This window comes from Paracoccus sp. S4493, from assembly GCF_000967735.1.
GTDB lineage: Bacteria > Pseudomonadota > Alphaproteobacteria > Rhodobacterales > Rhodobacteraceae > Paracoccus > Paracoccus marcusii.
The window spans coordinates 24550-41372 of sequence record NZ_JXYF01000097.1 but is presented as its reverse complement, the minus strand read 5'-3'; the positions used below and the strand labels follow the sequence as shown (position 1 = coordinate 41372).

Sequence of the window (16823 nt, the reverse complement as noted above, 5' to 3'; positions counted from 1 at the left end):
CGAACGCGGCATCGGCGACGTGCTGGTGACCTTCGAAGCCGAGACCGGCCAGATCGCCAAGCAGTACGAGGCGCAGGGATTCGAACGCGTGACACCATCGATCAGCCTGTTCGCGGCCTTCCCGGTGGCCGTGGTGGCCGAGAATGCCGAGGACAACGGCACGACCGATCTGGCCACCGCCTATCTGGACTGGCTGTACACCCCCGAGGCACAGCGCATCCTGGCCGACAACTACTACCGCGTCACCGACGAGACGGTCGCCGCGGAATTCGCCGACGCCCAGGCCCCGGTCGAGTTGGTCACCGTGGACGACGTCTTTGGCGGATGGGACCGCGTGCGCGAGGAGCATCTTGCCGACGGCGCGATCCTGGACCAGGTCTTCGTGAACCGATGACCACGGCCACGGCCCCGATCCGCGCCAAGCGCGTCCTGCCCGGCTTCACGCTCAGCCTGGGCACGACGCTGCTGTATCTGGTGCTGATCGTCCTGATCCCCATCGCGGCGCTGATCCTGAAGGGCGCGCAAATCGGGCCCGCGGGTTTCTGGGCCATCGTCAGCAGCGACCGGGCGCTGGCCGCATTCCGCGTCACCCTGACGGCGGCGGCCATCGCCACGGCCTTCAACGCGGTCTATGGCCTGCTGATGGCCTGGGTGCTGGTACGCCACGACTTTCCGGGAAAGCGCATCCTAGACGCGCTGATGGACGTGCCCTTCGCGCTGCCCACCGCGGTGGCGGGTTTGTCGCTAACGGCGCTGTTTTCTGCCAACGGCTGGTTCGGGCAGGTGCTGCACCCCCTGGGCGTGCCGGTGGTCTATACGGTGCTGGGCATCGCGCTGGCCATGGCCTTCACCTCGATCCCCTTCGTGGTGCGCACGGTTCAGCCGGTGCTGGAGGATCTGGACCCGGCGCTGGAACAGGCCGCCGAAACTCTGGGCGCGACGCCGTGGCAGTCCTTCGCCCGCGTGGTGTTTCCCGCGATCCTGCCCGCCTGGCTGGCGGGCTGCACGACGGCCTTTGCCCGGTCCTTGGGCGAATTCGGCGCGATCGTGTTCATTGCCGGCAACCTGCCCGGAGAGACGGAGATCGCGGCGCTCTTGGCCTTCATCCGGCTGGAGGAGTTCGACTATAACGGCGCGGCGGCCATCGCGCTGGTCCTGCTGGGCTTTGCGCTGGTGCTGCTGGTCGTGTCGAACATCCTGCAATCCTGGGCCGCCCGCCACCGCGAGGCCACCCGATGACGCCGCGTCGTCCCGCCCGATCGGGCCGCCTGCTGGTCGCGCTGGCCGTGGTGCTGACGCTGCTGATCGTGGTGGCGCCGCTGGTCTTCATCTTCGCCCGCGCCTTTTCCGAAGGCTGGCGGGTCTATGCCGACACCATCCTGCATCCCGACACGCTGCACGCCATCTGGCTGACCAGCCTGGTCGCGCTGATCGTGGTGCCGATCAACATCGCCTTCGGCATCGCCGCCGCATGGGCGGTGGCCAAGCACCGCTTCTGGGGGCGCGGCATCTTGGTCACCATGATCGAGATCCCGTTCTCGATCTCTCCGATCATCGCGGGGATCTGCTATCTGCTGCTCTATGGCCGCCAGGGGCTGCTGGGGCCGTGGCTGCGCGAGGTCGACCTGCAGGTCATGTTCGCGCTGCCGGGCATCGTGCTGGTGACGCTGTTCGTGACCGCACCCTTTGTCGCGCGCGAGGTGCTGCCCCTGATGCAGGCGCAGGGGACCGATCAGGAACAGGCGGCGGTGACGCTTGGCGCGTCGGGCTGGCAGGTGTTCCGCCGCGTGACCCTGCCCAACATCAAGTGGGCGCTGCTGTACGGTGCGGTCCTGTGCACGGCGCGCGCGGTGGGCGAATTCGGGGGCGTGTCCGTGGTGTCTGGCAACATCCGCGGCCAGACCAACACGCTGCCCCTGCATATCGAGCTGCTGTTCAACGACCTGAACGCGGTGGGCGCCTTTGCGGCGGCCTCGACCCTGACCCTGCTGGCGCTGGTCGCGCTGGTCCTCAAGGCGGTCCTGGAGGGGCGGCGCGGCTGAGGGCCCCGCTTGCCCCCGCGGGGCGCCGGGCATAGCGTGGGGTCCAACGCATCAGCCGAGGACATCATGACCCATCACGGCCAGGAACTGAGATCGACGATCACGCCGGACGGAACGCTGCGGGTGCATCTGGAGCCCGTCACCCATCCCGACCCCGGTCCCGGCCAGCTGCTGGTGCGGATCGAGGCGGCGCCGATCAACCCGTCGGACCTGGGGCTGCTGTTCGGGCCCGCCGACATGGATAGCCTGACCGCAGGGGGCACCCCCGACGCCCCGGTCCTGACCGCCACGGTTCCCCCCGCCGCGATGCCCGCGATGAAGGCCCGCATCGGCCAGTCGCTGCCCGTGGGCAATGAAGGCGCGGGCACCGTCATCGCCGCCGGCCCCGACCTGTCCCATCTGGTGGGCAAGCGCGTGGCGATGATCGGGGGTGCGATGTATGCGGACCTGCGCCTGATCGGGCTGGAGGCCTGCATCGTGCTGCCCGACGGCGCGACCGCGGAACAGGGCGCGTCGCTGTTCGTGAACCCGCTGACCGCGCTCGGCTTTGTCGAGACGATGCGGGCCGGGGGGCACAGCGCCATCGTCCATGCGCCTGCCGCGTCGAACCTGGGCCAGATGCTGGTGCGCATCTGCAAGGATGACGGGATCGGCCTGGTCAACATCGTGCGCAGCCAGGACCAGGTCCGGCTGCTGCGCGATCTGGGCGCGGTCCATGTCGTCGACAGCAGCAGCGACAGCTTTCGCGCCGATCTGGAACAGGCGATCGAGGCCACCGGCGCGACGCTGGCCTTCGACGCCATCGGCGGCGGAGAGATGACAAGCATCATCCTGAACGCGATGGAGGCCGTGGCCGCGCGCAAGATGGACAGCTATGACCGGTACGGGTCGGACGTGATGAAGCAGGTCTATGTCTATGGCGCGCTGGACACGGGGCCGACGGTGCTGCGCCGCGGATTCGGGTTCAGCTGGCGCACCGGCGGCTGGCTCCTGTTCCACATGCTGCGCCGCACCGACAAGGCGATCACCCAGAGGATGCGCGAAAGGGTCGCGGCGGAAATGACCACGACCTTTGCCAGCCATTATTCCGAACGCCTGACCCTGCGCGAGGCGCTGTCGCCCGATGCGGCCCGTGCCTATGTCCGCAAGGCCACAGGTGCCAAGTATCTGATCACCGGCCCGCGCCCCTAGGCGCAGGTCGAGGTCGCGATCACCGGGAACAGCGTCACCAGGGTCGAGACGAACCCGATCCAGGCCCCCATGGTGATCAGCTGCCGCGGGCGTCCCCGGCCCGCGGGCATGACCCGGATCAGCACCAGGTGCAGGATCAACCCCGCCCCCCATGCCAGCCACATCGCCATGTGGTGCCAGTCGGCGATGGGGGCGGGGCGGTCGGTCCAGCCCAGGTTGCAGCCCGCGCCGTGCAGCGCATAGACCAGCAGGAACATCGCCGCCCACAGGATCGGCCCGGCCAGGGCGCGCCACAGCCAGTTCATGACAGCACCTCCTGCGCGGCGACCAGGGTCAGCGACACGGCCGAGGTGCCCAGCCAGAAGGACTGGAACAGCTGCCAGATCGGGGCGGCGCCTCGGCGCGCCCAGCTGGTGCGGCCACCGCGGGCATCGGCCAGGCTGCGCAGGGCCAGCATCGCCGTGACGACGCCGTGGAACACCGCAAACCCCAGGATCACCGCACGCAACGCGTCGCGCGCGTGACGGCGCGGGTCATCCAGCCCCAGGGCCAGCCCCGCCAATGCCACCAGCGCGACCAGGCAGGCGGCCAGTCCGATCCCGGCCCATGTGGTGCCCGCCGCCCGGTCGCGCAGCGCCTCGGCCCGGTGGGCGGCGATCAGGCCGACCGCCATCGCCGCCAGGGCCAGCGCCGCCGTGACCGCCATCGGCAGGGTCGACAGGCCGCTGGCCGGGGCCGGCCATGCGGGGGCCACGACCGACAGGAAGCCCACCCCGAACAGCAGCGATGCGTACAGCGTCCCGTCCGCCAGAAGCAGCGCCACCGTCCCCGTGCGGGCCAGCGTGTTGCGGGTCTGCCAATGCAGCGGCAGGGTCAGGCCCGGTGCCACCCGAACGTCGGGATGATCGGTCGTCGATCCCATGATGTCGCCCCATTTCCATGCCGCGATCAGGGTCAGCACGATGCCCACGGGCGCCAGCCAGTAGAGCCCGGCCAGCACCGCCCCGAAAAAGCTGCCGATGGCGGCAGAGGTGAACAGCGGCAGCATGGTGCTTTTGGCCAGGACGGCGACGTGGTCGGGCCGACCGCTGCCCGCGTCCAGGGCCAGTGTCTCTCGTAGGTCGCGCGGCGCGCCGGGCAGCAACCCCTCGCCCCGCGCCAGGGGCAGCAGGGCCGAGGAATCGGGCTGGCGCGGGCCGGGCAGCGAGGCGAAGTTGTAGGACGGGGCGGGCACGGGCATCGCCCAGTCCAGCGTGGGCGCGCCCCAGGGGTTGCGCCAGCTGCGCCGCCCGAACAGCCACTGCATCACCACGTCGAAGGCGAACAGCGCAAAGCCCGCCGACATGATCATGCCGAAGATCGACGAGATCAGGTTCAGCCATTCCCATTCCGGGTTGTTGGGATAGACCGCGACGCGGCGCGGCATGCCCAGAAGGCCTGTCAGGTGCATCAGGAAGAATGTGCCGTGAAATCCGATCAGGATCAGCCAGAACGCTGATTCCCCCAGGCCCCGCACCCGCCAGCGCCCGCAGATCAGCGGCATCCAGTAGCTGACCGCGGCCAGCATCGGAAAGACGAAGCCGCCGACCAGCACGTAATGAAGGTGCGCGGTGACGAAGGCGGTGTCATGCGCCTGCCAGTTGAACGGCACCATGGCCAGCATCACGCCGGTCAGCCCGCCCAAGACGAAGGTCAAGAAGAACCCCATGACGTACAGCATGGGCAGGCGGAAGCTGACCTTGCCGTCCCACAGCGTGCCGATCCAGGCAAAGACCTGGATCGCCGTGGGGACCGCCACCAGCGCCGATGCCGCGCTGAAAAAGGCCAGCGCCATGTGCGGGATGCCCACCGTGAACATGTGGTGGACCCACAGGCCAAAGGAGAGGAACACCAGCCCCGCGATGGCCGCGACGATCGCGCCGTATCCTAGGATCGTGGTGCGCGACATGATCGGGATGATCGTGGACAGCGCGCCCGCGGCGGGCAGGAAGATGATATAGACCTCGGGGTGGCCGAACAGCCAGAACAGGTGCTGCCACAGCAGAGGGTCGCCGCCCCGCGCGATGTCGAAGAACGGCCAGTCGAAGGCGCGCTGTACCTCCAGCAGGATCGATCCCAGGATCAGCGGCGGAAAGCCCACCAGCATCATCACAGCCGTGCCCAGCAGGTACCAGCCCATCAGCGGCATCCGGGTCAGCGGCATATGCGCCGCACGGCAGCGCAGGATGGTCACGGTGATCTCCACCGCGGCGGCCATGGCGCTGATCTCGACGAAGGTTACGCCCAACAGCCAGACATCGGCGTTGATGCCCGGGGTGTGGGTGCTGTCGGCCAGCGGCACGTACATGAACCACCCGCCATCGGGGGCCACGCCCGCCACCAGCGACAGCACGATCACCGTGCCCCCGAACAGATAGCACCAGTAGCCCAGGGCCGACAGGCGCGGGAACGCCATGTCGCGTGCGCCCAGGATCTTGGGCAGCAGCCACAGGGCCAGCCCCTCCAGCATGGGGATGGCGAACAGGAACATCATGATGCTGCCGTGCATCGTGAAGATCTGGTTGTACAGCTCGACATCCAGGAAGGCGCCGTCGCGGGTCGCCAGCTGCGCGCGGATCAGCATCGCCAGAACGCCGCCGATGGCGAAGAACACGAAGGATGTCGCCATGAAGCGCAGGCCGATCGTGCCGTGGTTGACCGAGGTGAGGAACCCCCGCCATCCCGGCTCGTCCGACCAGGTGCGGTCCAGCTGACGGTGCAGGGCCAGCGCGCGCTGCGGCGCGTTGGGTGCCACGTCGCTGGCGGGGTCGAACATCGGGTCCATCGGGGCGATGGTCCGGCCGCCCTGCGGCTGCGGATCGGTCATGGGCGGGTCTCCGGGATCAGGGCGCCCGACATGTCGGGCATCGGGCCGTTCGGGTCATAGGCCACGACGGTGAAACGCATGAAGCTGTGCCCGGTGCCGCAGAATTCGGCGCACAGGCCCTCGTAGGTGCCGGGCTGGTCGGCGCGCAGGCGGTGGATGTTCTGGTGGCCCGGGATGGCGTCCATCTTGCCGCCCAGTTGCGGCACCCAGAAGCTGTGGATGACGTCCTGTGCGGTGATGACCACGTCGAAATCCTGTCCCGCCGGCACATAGAGCGTATCGCGGGTCTGCACGATAGCGCCGCCGGGGCCGGGCTGGTCGAACCGCCATTCCCATTGCGCGGCATGGGCTTGGACGCGGGGGACGTCGTCGGCGCGCGCCAGCATCCCCTCTCCGAGCCACAGCGAAAACCCCAGGAGGACGACCAGCACCGACATCGAGAACCCGAGGCCCCAGCCCCAGATCCACGTCCGCTCCGACCGCCGCGCGCCGTTGTTGCGCACCGCCAGGACCAGCAGACCGAAGACCAGGACGCAGATCAGCGCCGAGCCCGCCAGCATGATCCACCACAACAGCGCGATGTCGCGCGCCGCGGGGCCCGCGGGGCTCAGCGTGCTGTGCCCGCCGCCGCATGCGGCCAGCAGCGGAACCACGGCCCCCGCCAATGCCTTGTGCCAGAAGCCCCTGACCCAACGAGAGTGCCCATGCGCCAGAGACGCACCTGGAAACAGCGACGCCGCCTTGCCGATCCGATCGAGGAACATGTCGCCTTCAACGACACCGAGACCAAGATCGCCCTGTCCGGCCACCCGCTGCACGCGATGATGGTGGCCTTTCCCATTGCGCTGGCTTTCTCCACCTTCGGGGCCGACGCGATGTACTGGCTGACCGCCGACGAATTCTGGCCGCGGGTCGCGCTTTGGGCGACCGGGGCAGCCTTTGGCCTGGGGGTCCTGGCCGGGATCACCGGCACGATCGAGTTGCTGATGGTGCCCGGCATCCGCATCCGGGCGGCAAGCTGGACGCATTTCATCCTCGCGGTGATGCTGTTGTCCCTGCTGGGACTGAACTGGGGCTTCCGCCTGCCCGATCCGCAGGACGTGGTGCTGCCCTGGGGCATCCTGCTGTCGGCGCTGACGGCGGCCATGACCGGGATCACCGGCTGGCATGGAGGCAAGCTGGTCTTCGATTATCAGATCGGCACGAAAAGCGACGGGGCGGGCGGCTAGGCGGGCCGTCATGGCTGGCCCACCGACTGACCGCGGGGGGCCAGCATGAAATCGGGCATCCAGTCCGCGACCCAGGCCAGGTCCGGCTTGGCCAGCACCAGCCACAGCACGCCCATCATCAGGGGCAGTCCCAAAACCAGCGCCCACAGGGCCGACGGCATGTTCTGCAGCCCGCGATGTTCCCCCGATGTCAGGATCAGGTGACCGATCCAGGCATGGACCAGTGCCATGCCCGCGACCAGCGTCAGCTTGGCCACGAACCACAGGTCGAACACCTGATCGGCAAAGATCAGGCCGGTCCCGGCCGCGATGGCGATGACCGCCGCCGGCGTCCCAAAGCCGACATAGCCGAAATGCGTGATCAGCCGGAATTCGGCATAGCGGGCCTGGGTCTGGCTGCTGTCGGCCTTGCCGCGCCAGATCTGGCCATAGAAATGCAGAAGCAGCGGCAGCGCCACTAGCGATGCGCACCAGCACAGCATGGCCGCCAGGTGGAGGTACTTCAGCCCCGCGACCATCATGCAGCGAACCCCCGCCGCCAGGCATGCCAGACCATGCGACCCGCGATGGCCGCCACGGGGACAAAGCCCGGCACCCACATGATCAGGCCCGCCAACTGCTGGTCCGCCAGGGGCGACATGCCCCAGGCCATCGCGCCGCCCACATGCGGGAAATACAGGATGTCGGGGGCAAAGGTCAGGATCGCGCCCAGAAAGCCCATGATGCCGGCCAGCCCGCCGATCAGCACGGCGCGGCGCATCGCCTCCTCGGCTCCGAAACCGGGGGCCAGGACCGCCGACCAGAACGCCCAGGCCGGAAGCAGCATTGCCGCCTGCATCACCCAATACAGCGTGTCCGACGCCCAGATGGCGTCATAGACCCCGGGCAGGTGCCACGCGATCATCGCCGCGCTGACCGCAGCCAGCGACAGCCCGGCCGGCAGTCGCGGCAGCAGCGGCAGCGCCGCGGCCAGCGCGGGCGCGGCCAGCGTGATCAGCACCAGATGATGCGCCGCCCGCGCCGAGAACAGCGCCACCGTCAGCGCACACAGGGGCGACACGAAGGCCACGACCAGCGCACCCACCGCCAGGGCCGCGGGACCGCGACGGTCGGGCACCGCCTTGCGCGCCAAGACCAGCGCCAGCGCCGCGATGCCGATCAGCACCCAAGGGTCGAGGTTCCAGCTGGACCACAGCTGGTCCGGCGCCGGTGCCGGGCCGCAATAGGGCATCAGCGCCTGTGTCATCGTCTCTCCTTGGTTGCGGATCGCGGGCGGGCGCGCGCAATGTCGTTCCCCAACAATGGCCTGCGCCCCGGGTTCCATGCAAGCATTCGGAACTGTGTGCAAGCGGTCGCGTTGGCCCCCCATGACCGTCGCCCCAAGCCAGAATCCCGACGCCCATATCCGCCCGGGCGACCGCACATGGGCCGTGCGGTTGCAGGCCGCGGGCTGGGTCCTGCTGGCGCTGGCGGCCCTAATCCTGCCCTTTGCGGGGATCCTGGCCGGCGATCCGCCGCGGGATGCGGCCTTCACGCAGACGATGGCCTTTGGGCTTGGCTTCGGGGCGCTGGCGCTGGTCGGGCTGCAATTCGCGTTGACCGGACGGCTGAAGCCGTTGCTGCGTCCGTTCGGTGCCGACATCATCCCGGTCTTTCACCGGTTCCTCAGCTGGGGGGCGGTGGCGCTGATGCTGGGGCATTTCGCGATGATGTACATCTGGCACAAGGACGACATGGGCGTCCTGAACCCGCTGAAGGCCGATCCCTACATGACGGCGGGTCGGGTTGCGCTGGTCTGCTTCGGGGCGATGGTGATCACGTCGGAATTCCGCAAGTGGCTGCGGCTGGACTATCTATGGTGGCGGTACCTGCATGTCGGCCTGGCGCTGACCGGCTTTGCGGCGGCGATCTGGCATGTGCTGGGGGCGGGGCATTTCACCGGGGCCGACGGGACGCGGGGGCTGTGGCTGGCGATCACGCTGGCTTGGGTCGGGCTGATCGCCTACACGCGCGTGCTGCGCCCCTGGCGACAGTCGCGCAACCCGTGGCGCGTGATCGAGAACCGCGACGAGGGCGACGGCATCCGTACCCTGGTCCTGCGCCCCGAGGGACGTGCGCTGTGCAACTGGCGGCCGGGACAGTTCGCATGGCTGGCCGTTGGCGGCACGCCCTATTCGCTGCGCGAACATCCGTTCTCGATCTCGACCGCGCCGGACAAGGGGCCGGACATCAGCTTCTCGATCAAGCCCCTGGGGGACGACAGCCGCCGCCTGTCGCAGACGCCGGTGGGCAGCGTGGCCTGGATCGACGGGCCCTATGGCGTCTTCACCATCGACCGCGAGTCCGATGCCGAAGGGTTCGTGATGATCGCGGGGGGCGTGGGCATCACGCCCATCCTGGCCAACCTTCACGCGCTGCAAGCCCGCCGCGATCCGCGCACCATCCACCTGCTTTATGCGAACAAGGACTGGGACGACGTGCCGTTCCGCGATCAGCTGGCCCGCATCGCCCGGGACATCGACCTGCGCGTGACCCATGTGATCGAGGAGCCGCCTGAACCCTGGGACACGGGCGGCCACGTGGCGGTCAAGGGGCGGATCGACGCCGCGATGCTGGACCAGGTTCTGCCCGACCGGACGCGTCACTGGCCGCACATGATGTGCGGGCCTGCGCCGATGCTTGCGGCAATTCGTGCGGGGCTGGCGGGCAGAGGCACGCCCCTGTCCGCGATCCACGCCGAAATCTTCGAGATGGTGTGACCGATGCGCCCGCGTCTTGCCTTGGCCTTGGCCATCCTGCTGATCGCCGTGACGGTGGCTTGCGCCATCGTCATGGCCAGCTTGACGTCAGGCGGCGGTGACGCGCCAGATGATGTCGCCCACGTCGTCGGCCACCAAAAGCGACTTTCCGTCGGCGCCGATGGCGACGCCCACGGGACGGCCAAAGGCGGTCTTTTCGTCATCCGACAGGAAGCCTGACAGGATGTCGCGCGGCGGTCCCGACGGCTTGCCTCCTGCGAACGGCACGAAGATCACCCGGTACCCGCTGAGGGTCGAGCGGTTCCAAGACCCGTGCTGGCCGATGACCATTCCGTCGGGAAAGCCGGGCAGGGTGCCGGCGGGCATCCAGCACAGACCCAAGGAGGCGGTATGCCCGCCCAGGGCATAGTCCGGCGTGATGGCGCGGGCGACCAGCGCCGGATCCTGCGGCACGCGGTCGTCGACGGTCTGGCCCCAATAGCAGTAGGGCCAGCCATAGAATCCGCCCTCGCGCACGGATGTCAGGTAATCGGGCGGCGTCTCGTCGCCCAGGCCGTCGCGTTCGTTGACCACCGTCCACAGGGTGTCGGTCGACGGCTCCCACGCCATGCCGACCGCGTTTCGCAGCCCCGAGGCGAAGATGCCGGCCTGTTCGGTCTCCAGGTCCAGACGCCAGATGGCGGCGCGGCCCTCCTCGACTTCCATGCCCTGATCGCCGATGTTGCTCAGCGATCCGACGCCGGCATAGAGGCTGGCACCGTCGGGTGACACGATCAGGCTGCGCGTCCAGTGGCCGTTCGGCTTGAACGTGACCAGCCTGCGTCCCGCCGCGGTGATCGTCGTCTGCCCCTCCTGATAAGGGAAGGCCACGATCCCGTCCGTGTTGCCGACATAGAAGGTGTTGCCCACCAGTGCCATGCCGAAGGGCTGGTTCTGCCGCTCCAGGAAAACCTCGCGTGTCTCGGCCACGCCGTCGCCGTCGGTGTCGCGCCACAGGGTGATGCGGTTCGCGCTGGTGCCGATGGCGCGGGCGCGGCGCATGGTGGCCTGGGCTGCGTGGTCCATCAGCGTCTTGGGCGGATTGGGCTGCTCCTTGGATTCGGCCACCAGCACGTCGCCGTTCGGCAGCACCTCGATCCAGCGGGGATGCTCCAGCCCCGAGGCGAAGGCGTTGACCGCCAGACCCGGCGCCGTGTCGGGGACATGGCCCGGCGCCCAGCCCTTGGCGGTCGGCATCTTCAGCGTCATGATTCCCTGCCGCTTGGCGTCGGGAATGGTCGGTGCGGTGCCGACCGCCTGCACCTTGGGCGCGCCGAACCGCCTGATTGCCACCATCGTGCCGCCCACGACCGCCGTCGCCCGTGCCAGAAAATCCATCATCCGCCCCCTTGCTGTCGAAGCCGCACCTTAGCGACCCCTGCCGGGGCGTCAAACGCTGATGGTGTCGCAACCCCGGCGGCGATGCCCTACCAGCCCGCGGCGCGCCGGGGTTCGACGGCTGCGGGACGCAGGGCCTGCTGAGGCGTGGTGCGGAACTGGCGCGCCTTGCTTGCCAGCTGATCGGTCTGCTCCTCCAGCGCGCGGGCGGCGGCGGTCGTCTCCTCGACCATGGCGGCGTTCTGCTGGGTGACCTTGTCCATCTGGTCGGCCCCTGCCGACAGCGCGCGCAGGCTTTGCGACTGTTCGCGCGCGCTGGAGGCGATCATGGTGATGATCGTGCGCACCGCCGACACTTCCTCGACGATCGTGACCAGCGATGCGCCCGAACTGCGCACCAGGCCCGCCCCCTCGCGGACATGGACGGTCGAGGCGCCGATCAGGTCCTTGATCTGATGCGCGGCCTCGGCGGTCTTGTGGGCCAGGGCGCGGACCTCGTGGGCGACGACGGCAAAGCCGCGCCCGGCCTCTCCGGCGCGTGCGGCCTCGATGCCCGCGTTCAACGCCAGCAGGTTGGTCTGGAACGCGATCTCGTCGATGACGGTGATGATGGTGCCGATCTGGCGGGTCGATTCCTCGATCTCGCCCACGGCACCCACGGCCTTCTGGACGATCTCTCCGCCGCCTTGCGCGTTGCGCTGCGCAGTCTCGGCGCTGGTCTGGGCGGTGGACACGCCCTCGGCCGCCTGATCGACGCCGCGCGACACCTCGTTCAGGGCGGCCACGGTCTCCTCCAGGTTGGCAGCCTGCTGTTCGGTGCGATGGGCCAGGTCATGGGCGGCGGCGCTGATCTCGGCCAGGCCGCCGCGGATGACGGCTACGCCGTCGACCACCAGCCCCAGGGCCTCGTCCAGCTGGCCAAGCGAGGTGTTGAACTGATCCTTGACGGCATCGAACTCGGGTGCGACCGGGTCGGTGATGCGCACCGTCAAATCGCCTCGGCTGAGCCGGTCGAAGCCGGTGCTGATCGCCCCCACGAAATGCTGCAGCTGGGCAGCGCGCAGGTTGGTCTGTTCGACCATCTCGGCCTGCCGCGCGTTCACGGCATCGGCGTCGCGCGCCAGGCGGTCGCGGTCGATGGTGGCGGCGCGGAACGTCTCGACCGCGCGGGCCATGGCGCCGATCTCGTCCCTGCGGGCGGCGCCGGGGACGGTGTCGTCGGTCTGGCCCTGGGCCAGGCGCCCCATCATCGCGGTCAGCGCCTTGATGGGCTTGCTGATGCTGCGCGACAGCGGGATGGCGCAGGCGATCAGCGCCAGAAGCAGCAGCCCCGACCACAGTCCACTGCGCCGCATCTCGGCCATGAAATCGGCGGTGATGTCGTCCACGTAAAGACCCGCGCCGACCGTCCAGCCCCAGGGCGCGAACAGCGTGGAATAGGACAGCTTGGGCAGCGGATCGCCCCCCGACAGGCGCGCGACGAAATACTCGGTAAAGCCGCCCCCCTCGCGCGCGGTCACGATCATCTCGCGGATGTGCAGCTTGCCGTTGGCATCGGTGGCCTCCCAGGCATTCGTGCCCTCGCGTTCGGTATCGGGATGCATGACCCGCAGACCCTGTGGGTCGTAGATGAAGACATAGTCGTCGTCGCCATAGCGGATGGCGCGGGCGGCCTCCTTGGCGCGGTGCTGGGCCTCGTCTAGGGTCATCGCGCCTGACTGGGCCTGGGCTGCGAAATGGGTGAGTATGCTGACCGTGCTTTCGACCTGGGTCGCGATCAGCTCCTTGCGGTCCTTCCACAGAAGGTAGTGCAGCGAGGACAGCTGCAGCGACATCGCAAGGATGCTGAGCGCGACCGCAACCCCGGTCAGCAGGGTCAGTTTTCGTGAGATTCCAAAGGTCATGCAGCGGCCTTCCCGGTGTGATCCGACAAGACATAGCGGCGACACATGAACGGATCGTTGACGCCGGCAGGGAATTGCACGTCGTGCGAATTACGCCGACAGTGGCGGCAGACCGACACGGGGGACCAGACGATGTGCAGACAGTGCAACTATACCATCCATGCGGCGCAGCATCACCTGGGCTGGGACAACGCGATCGCCCCGGTCCAGACCGTGGCGCCGGGATCGACGATCCGCTTTGCCTGCTTGGAGGCGTCGGGCGGGCAGCTGAACCTGTCCAGCACCGCGGACGACATCGCCACGCTGGATTTCGGGCGCATCAACCCGGTCAACGGGCCGATCCATGTCGACGGGGCCGAACCCGGCGACGCGCTGAAGATCACGCTGGTCGATTTCGCCCCGCAGGCGCAGGACGGGCAGGGCTGGGGCTGGACCGCGAACATCCCGGGGTTCGGTCTGCTGGCGGACCAGTTCCCCGACCCCGCCCTGACGCTGTGGCGCTATAATGCGGCGACGCTGGCGCCGGCGCTGTGGGGCAGTCACGGCCGGGTCGGGCTGAAGCCCTTTGCCGGGACCATCGGCGTGGCCCTGGCAGAGCCGGGTGCCCATTCGATCGTCCCGCCGCGGCGCACGGGCGGCAATCTGGACATCCGCGACCTGTCGCGCGGGGCCGAACTGTATCTGCCGGTCGAGGTGACGGGCGCGTTGTTCTCGGTGGGCGACACCCATGCCGCGCAGGGCGACGGAGAGGTCTGCGGCACCGCCATCGAAAGCCCGATGGACGTCACGCTGACGCTGGACCTGGTCAAGGGCACGAACTTGGCGATGCCGCGGTTCACCACGCCAGGACCGGTCACGCCGCACCTGGACGCCAAGGGGTACGAGGTCACGACCGGCATCGGCCCCGACCTGATGACCGGCGCGCGGCAGGCGGTCGAACAGATGGTCGATCTGCTGTGCGCGCGCCACGGCATGCCCGCGGTCGAGGCCTACATGCTGGTGTCCACCTGCGGCGATCTGCGGATCTCGGAGATCGTCGACATGCCGAACTGGGTCGTATCGTTCTATTTCCCGCGCTCGGTCTTCGAATGACCGACCTGCATCCCTGGGCCGCGGGGCTGGACAGCCTGCACGACCAGGTCTGGCTGCGGTTGCAACGCGGCGTGGCCGACCGGCATGCGCCCGCCCGCCACCCGGTGCTGGCCACGGTCACGCCGGGCGGCATGCCGCAGGCGCGCACGGTCGTGCTGCGCGGGGCCGACCCCGACGAAGCCGTGCTGGAGGTTCACACCGACCTTCTGTCCGCAAAGGTGGCCGATCTGCGCGTCAACCCGATGGCGGCGCTGCATGTCTGGGACGCTGGCGTGTATCTGCAGACGCGGATCGAAGCCCGGGCCATGATCCTGACGGGCGCGGCGGTCGCGCAGGACTGGGCGCGCGTGCCCGACCCGTCGCGACAGAGCTATGGCTCTCAGCCGCCGCCCGGCACGCCCATCGACGATGCGCTGGCCTATGCGAAACGCCCGGACGTCGCCTGTTTCGCGGTGCTGCGCCTGACGGTGATGGCCATCGACGCGGTGCATCTGGGCCCGCAGCACCGCCGCGCGCGATACACGCGCGAGACGGGCTGGCGCGGACAGTGGCTGGCGCCCTAGACCATCACGAAATGGCGATCCGACACCTGGCGCCAGTCGCGCTTGGGCGGTTCGAACCCCATCGGACGGACGGGGCTTTTCAGCTCATCGACCTGCATAGCGCGGCGCAGGCCCCGGCGCGCGGGGTCCGGGACCGGCACGGCGGCGATCAGCTTCTTCGTGTAGGGATGCTGCGGGTCGGCAAAGATCGCCTCGCGCGGGCCGATCTCGACGATCTCGCCCAGATACATCACCGCGACGCGGTGGCTGACGCGTTCGACCACCGCCATGTCGTGGCTGATGAACAGATAGGCGATGCTCAGACGCTCCTGCAGGTCCATCAGCAGGTTGCAGACCTGCGCCTTGATCGACACGTCCAGCGCGGACACGCTTTCATCGGCCACGATCATCTTGGGGTTCAGGCCCAGCACGCGCGCGATCGCCACGCGCTGACGCTGCCCGCCGCTGAATTCATGCGGATAGCGGTCAAGCATGGACCCGTCCAGGCCGACCTGGCGCAGCAGTTCGGCGGCGCGGTCGCGCGCCTCGGCCCGGCCGGCCAGCTTGTGCGCCAGGATCGGCTCTGCCACGGTCTGGCCCACCGTCATGCGCGGGTTCAGGCTGGAGAACGGGTCCTGAAAGATCATCTGCCCCGACCGGCGCATCCGGCGCAGATCGGCCGGGCCGGCCTTCAGCACATCGAACCCGTCCAGCGTCACCTGACCCGATTCCGGCTGGACCAGCCGCAGGATCGACCGCCCCGTCGTCGATTTCCCACAGCCGGATTCGCCCACCAGCGACAGCGTCTCTCCCTGCCACAGATCAAAGCTCAGATCCTCGACCGCGTGAACCTTGCCCGTCGGGCGGCCCAGAAGGTCCGACCCCGCGGCAAAGCGCGTCACCAGGTTCCTGACCGACAGGACCGGGGTCGCGCTGCGGTCCACGGTGTCGACCACCGCGGGCTGGGCCGCGATCGCGCCGCTGGCCATGTCGACCTTGGGAAAGCGCAGCGGCCAAGGCTGGCCCGCCATCTGCCCAAGCCGCGGCACCGCGGCCAGCAGCGCGCGAGTATAGGGGTGGCCCGCATCCTGGAACAGGCCCGCGGTGGTGCCGGTCTCGACGTGATCGCCGCGGAACATGACCACGGTGCGGTCGGCGATCTCGGCGACCACGCCCATGTCATGGGTGATGAACAGGACGGCCATGCCCTGCTCCTCCTGGATCTCCTTGATCAGGTCCAGGATCTGGCCCTGGATGGTCACGTCCAGCGCCGTCGTCGGCTCATCGGCGATCAGCAGGCGCGGGCGCGCGGCCAGGGCCATCGCGATCATCACCCGCTGGCGCATGCCGCCGGAAAACTGGTGCGGATAGTCCCTGATGCGCGCCGCCGCATTGGGGACGCGCACGCGGTCCATCAGGCGCAGTACCTCTGCCGCGACCTGATCGCGGGGCACCTGGCCATGGCGGATCAGCAGCTCCGCGATCTGGTCGCCCACCGGAAAGACCGGGTTCAGCGAGGACATCGGTTCCTGAAAGATCATCGCGATGTCGTTGCCGCGGACCCGGCGCATCTCCTGTTCAGAGAGGCGCGTCAGGTCGCGCCCGCCCAAGAGGACCTGTCCGGTGACGCGCGCGCGCTTGTCCAGCAGGCCCATGATCGCCAGCGACGTGACGCTTTTGCCCGATCCGCTTTCGCCGACGATGGCCACGGTCTCTCCGGGTGCCACGTCGAAGCTGATGTTGCGCACGACCTCCTTCATCCCGTCATCGGTGGGGAAGGAGACGGACAGGCCGCGCAGGCTTAGGATGGGATCCGTCATC

The 16823-nt window shown here is 68.8% G+C and carries 15 protein-coding genes and 1 pseudogene; 8 read left to right on the top strand and 8 right to left on the bottom strand.

Translation table 11 applies throughout. The features are described 5' to 3' along the window. The 4 genes and pseudogenes from TW83_RS13245 to TW83_RS13230 all read left to right on the top strand — a co-directional run. Positions 1-394: pseudogene (locus TW83_RS13245) on the top strand (substrate-binding domain-containing protein); the annotation flags it as partial. After that, on the top strand, positions 391-1239 hold the full coding sequence (gene cysT / locus TW83_RS13240) for a sulfate ABC transporter permease subunit CysT (protein WP_045983241.1): 849 nt from the start codon (positions 391-393) through the stop codon (positions 1237-1239). The pseudogene TW83_RS13245 and the gene cysT, both read left to right, overlap by 4 nt. Then, positions 1236-2042 carry a sulfate ABC transporter permease subunit CysW gene (cysW, locus tag TW83_RS13235; protein WP_045983240.1) on the top strand — a complete coding sequence of 269 codons (807 nt, stop codon included), beginning with the start codon at positions 1236-1238 and terminating at the stop codon, positions 2040-2042. Before cysT ends, cysW begins: the two co-directional genes overlap by 4 nt. Positions 2043-2108: 66 nt before the next feature. Then, entirely contained in the window at positions 2109-3233 is a 1125-nt protein-coding gene (locus TW83_RS13230) for a zinc-binding dehydrogenase (RefSeq protein ID WP_045983239.1), read from the top strand. On the opposite strand, the gene TW83_RS13225 is transcribed toward TW83_RS13230, so the two are convergent. From TW83_RS13225 to coxB, 3 genes are read right to left on the bottom strand one after another with little or no spacing between them, the layout of a single operon-like run. Next, positions 3230-3538: a hypothetical protein gene (locus TW83_RS13225; RefSeq protein WP_045983238.1), complete on the bottom strand. Its 309-nt coding sequence runs from the start codon at positions 3536-3538 to the stop codon at positions 3230-3232. The two genes, TW83_RS13230 and TW83_RS13225, sit on opposite strands and share 4 nt — an antisense overlap. Continuing rightward, positions 3535-6099: a cytochrome c oxidase subunit I gene (locus TW83_RS13220; protein WP_239441342.1), complete on the bottom strand. Its 2565-nt coding sequence runs from the start codon at positions 6097-6099 to the stop codon at positions 3535-3537. Before TW83_RS13220 ends, TW83_RS13225 begins: the two co-directional genes overlap by 4 nt. After that, positions 6096-6752 carry a cytochrome c oxidase subunit II gene (coxB, locus tag TW83_RS13215; RefSeq protein WP_239441341.1) on the bottom strand — a complete coding sequence of 219 codons (657 nt, stop codon included), beginning with the start codon at positions 6750-6752 and terminating at the stop codon, positions 6096-6098. Before coxB ends, TW83_RS13220 begins: the two co-directional genes overlap by 4 nt. Before the next feature lie 51 nt (positions 6753-6803). On the opposite strand from coxB, the gene TW83_RS13210 reads away from it, so the two are divergent. After that, positions 6804-7328, top strand: coding sequence for a DUF2231 domain-containing protein (locus tag TW83_RS13210; RefSeq protein ID WP_045983237.1), 525 nt, complete (start codon positions 6804-6806; stop codon positions 7326-7328). 8 nt (positions 7329-7336) lie between these two features. On the opposite strand, the gene TW83_RS13205 is transcribed toward TW83_RS13210, so the two are convergent. Both TW83_RS13205 and TW83_RS13200 read right to left on the bottom strand, forming a co-directional pair. Further along, positions 7337-7849: a CopD family protein gene (locus TW83_RS13205; RefSeq protein ID WP_052714880.1), complete on the bottom strand. Its 513-nt coding sequence runs from the start codon at positions 7847-7849 to the stop codon at positions 7337-7339. Next, the gene (locus TW83_RS13200; RefSeq protein ID WP_045983236.1) at positions 7846-8574 is read right to left on the bottom strand and encodes a cytochrome c oxidase assembly protein; all 729 of its coding nucleotides are present in this window, start codon (positions 8572-8574) and stop codon (positions 7846-7848) included. Before TW83_RS13200 ends, TW83_RS13205 begins: the two co-directional genes overlap by 4 nt. Before the next feature lie 121 nt (positions 8575-8695). On the opposite strand from TW83_RS13200, the gene TW83_RS13195 reads away from it, so the two are divergent. Next, positions 8696-10087 carry a ferredoxin reductase family protein gene (locus TW83_RS13195; RefSeq protein ID WP_052714879.1) on the top strand — a complete coding sequence of 464 codons (1392 nt, stop codon included), beginning with the start codon at positions 8696-8698 and terminating at the stop codon, positions 10085-10087. 87 nt (positions 10088-10174) lie between these two features. Here TW83_RS13195 and TW83_RS13190 read toward each other — a convergent pair whose 3' ends face one another. Together TW83_RS13190 and TW83_RS13185 are read right to left on the bottom strand one after the other, a co-directional pair. Next, positions 10175-11464, bottom strand: a complete 1290-nt coding sequence (locus TW83_RS13190) for a sorbosone dehydrogenase family protein (RefSeq protein WP_045983252.1) — start codon at positions 11462-11464, stop codon at positions 10175-10177. Between the two features lie 89 nt (positions 11465-11553). Further along, positions 11554-13368, bottom strand: a complete 1815-nt coding sequence (locus tag TW83_RS13185) for a methyl-accepting chemotaxis protein (protein WP_052714878.1) — start codon at positions 13366-13368, stop codon at positions 11554-11556. 132 nt (positions 13369-13500) lie between these two features. On the opposite strand from TW83_RS13185, the gene TW83_RS13180 reads away from it, so the two are divergent. Together TW83_RS13180 and TW83_RS13175 are read left to right on the top strand one after the other, a co-directional pair. Further along, the gene (locus TW83_RS13180) at positions 13501-14460 is read left to right on the top strand and encodes an acetamidase/formamidase family protein (RefSeq protein ID WP_045983235.1); all 960 of its coding nucleotides are present in this window, start codon (positions 13501-13503) and stop codon (positions 14458-14460) included. After that, positions 14457-15023: a pyridoxamine 5'-phosphate oxidase family protein gene (locus TW83_RS13175; RefSeq protein WP_045983234.1), complete on the top strand. Its 567-nt coding sequence runs from the start codon at positions 14457-14459 to the stop codon at positions 15021-15023. The genes TW83_RS13180 and TW83_RS13175 overlap by 4 nt, the downstream gene beginning before the upstream one ends. Here TW83_RS13175 and TW83_RS13170 read toward each other — a convergent pair. Next, positions 15020-16822, bottom strand: coding sequence for an ABC transporter ATP-binding protein (locus TW83_RS13170; RefSeq protein WP_045983233.1), 1803 nt, complete (start codon positions 16820-16822; stop codon positions 15020-15022). The two genes, TW83_RS13175 and TW83_RS13170, sit on opposite strands and share 4 nt — an antisense overlap. Position 16823 lies beyond the last annotated feature (1 nt).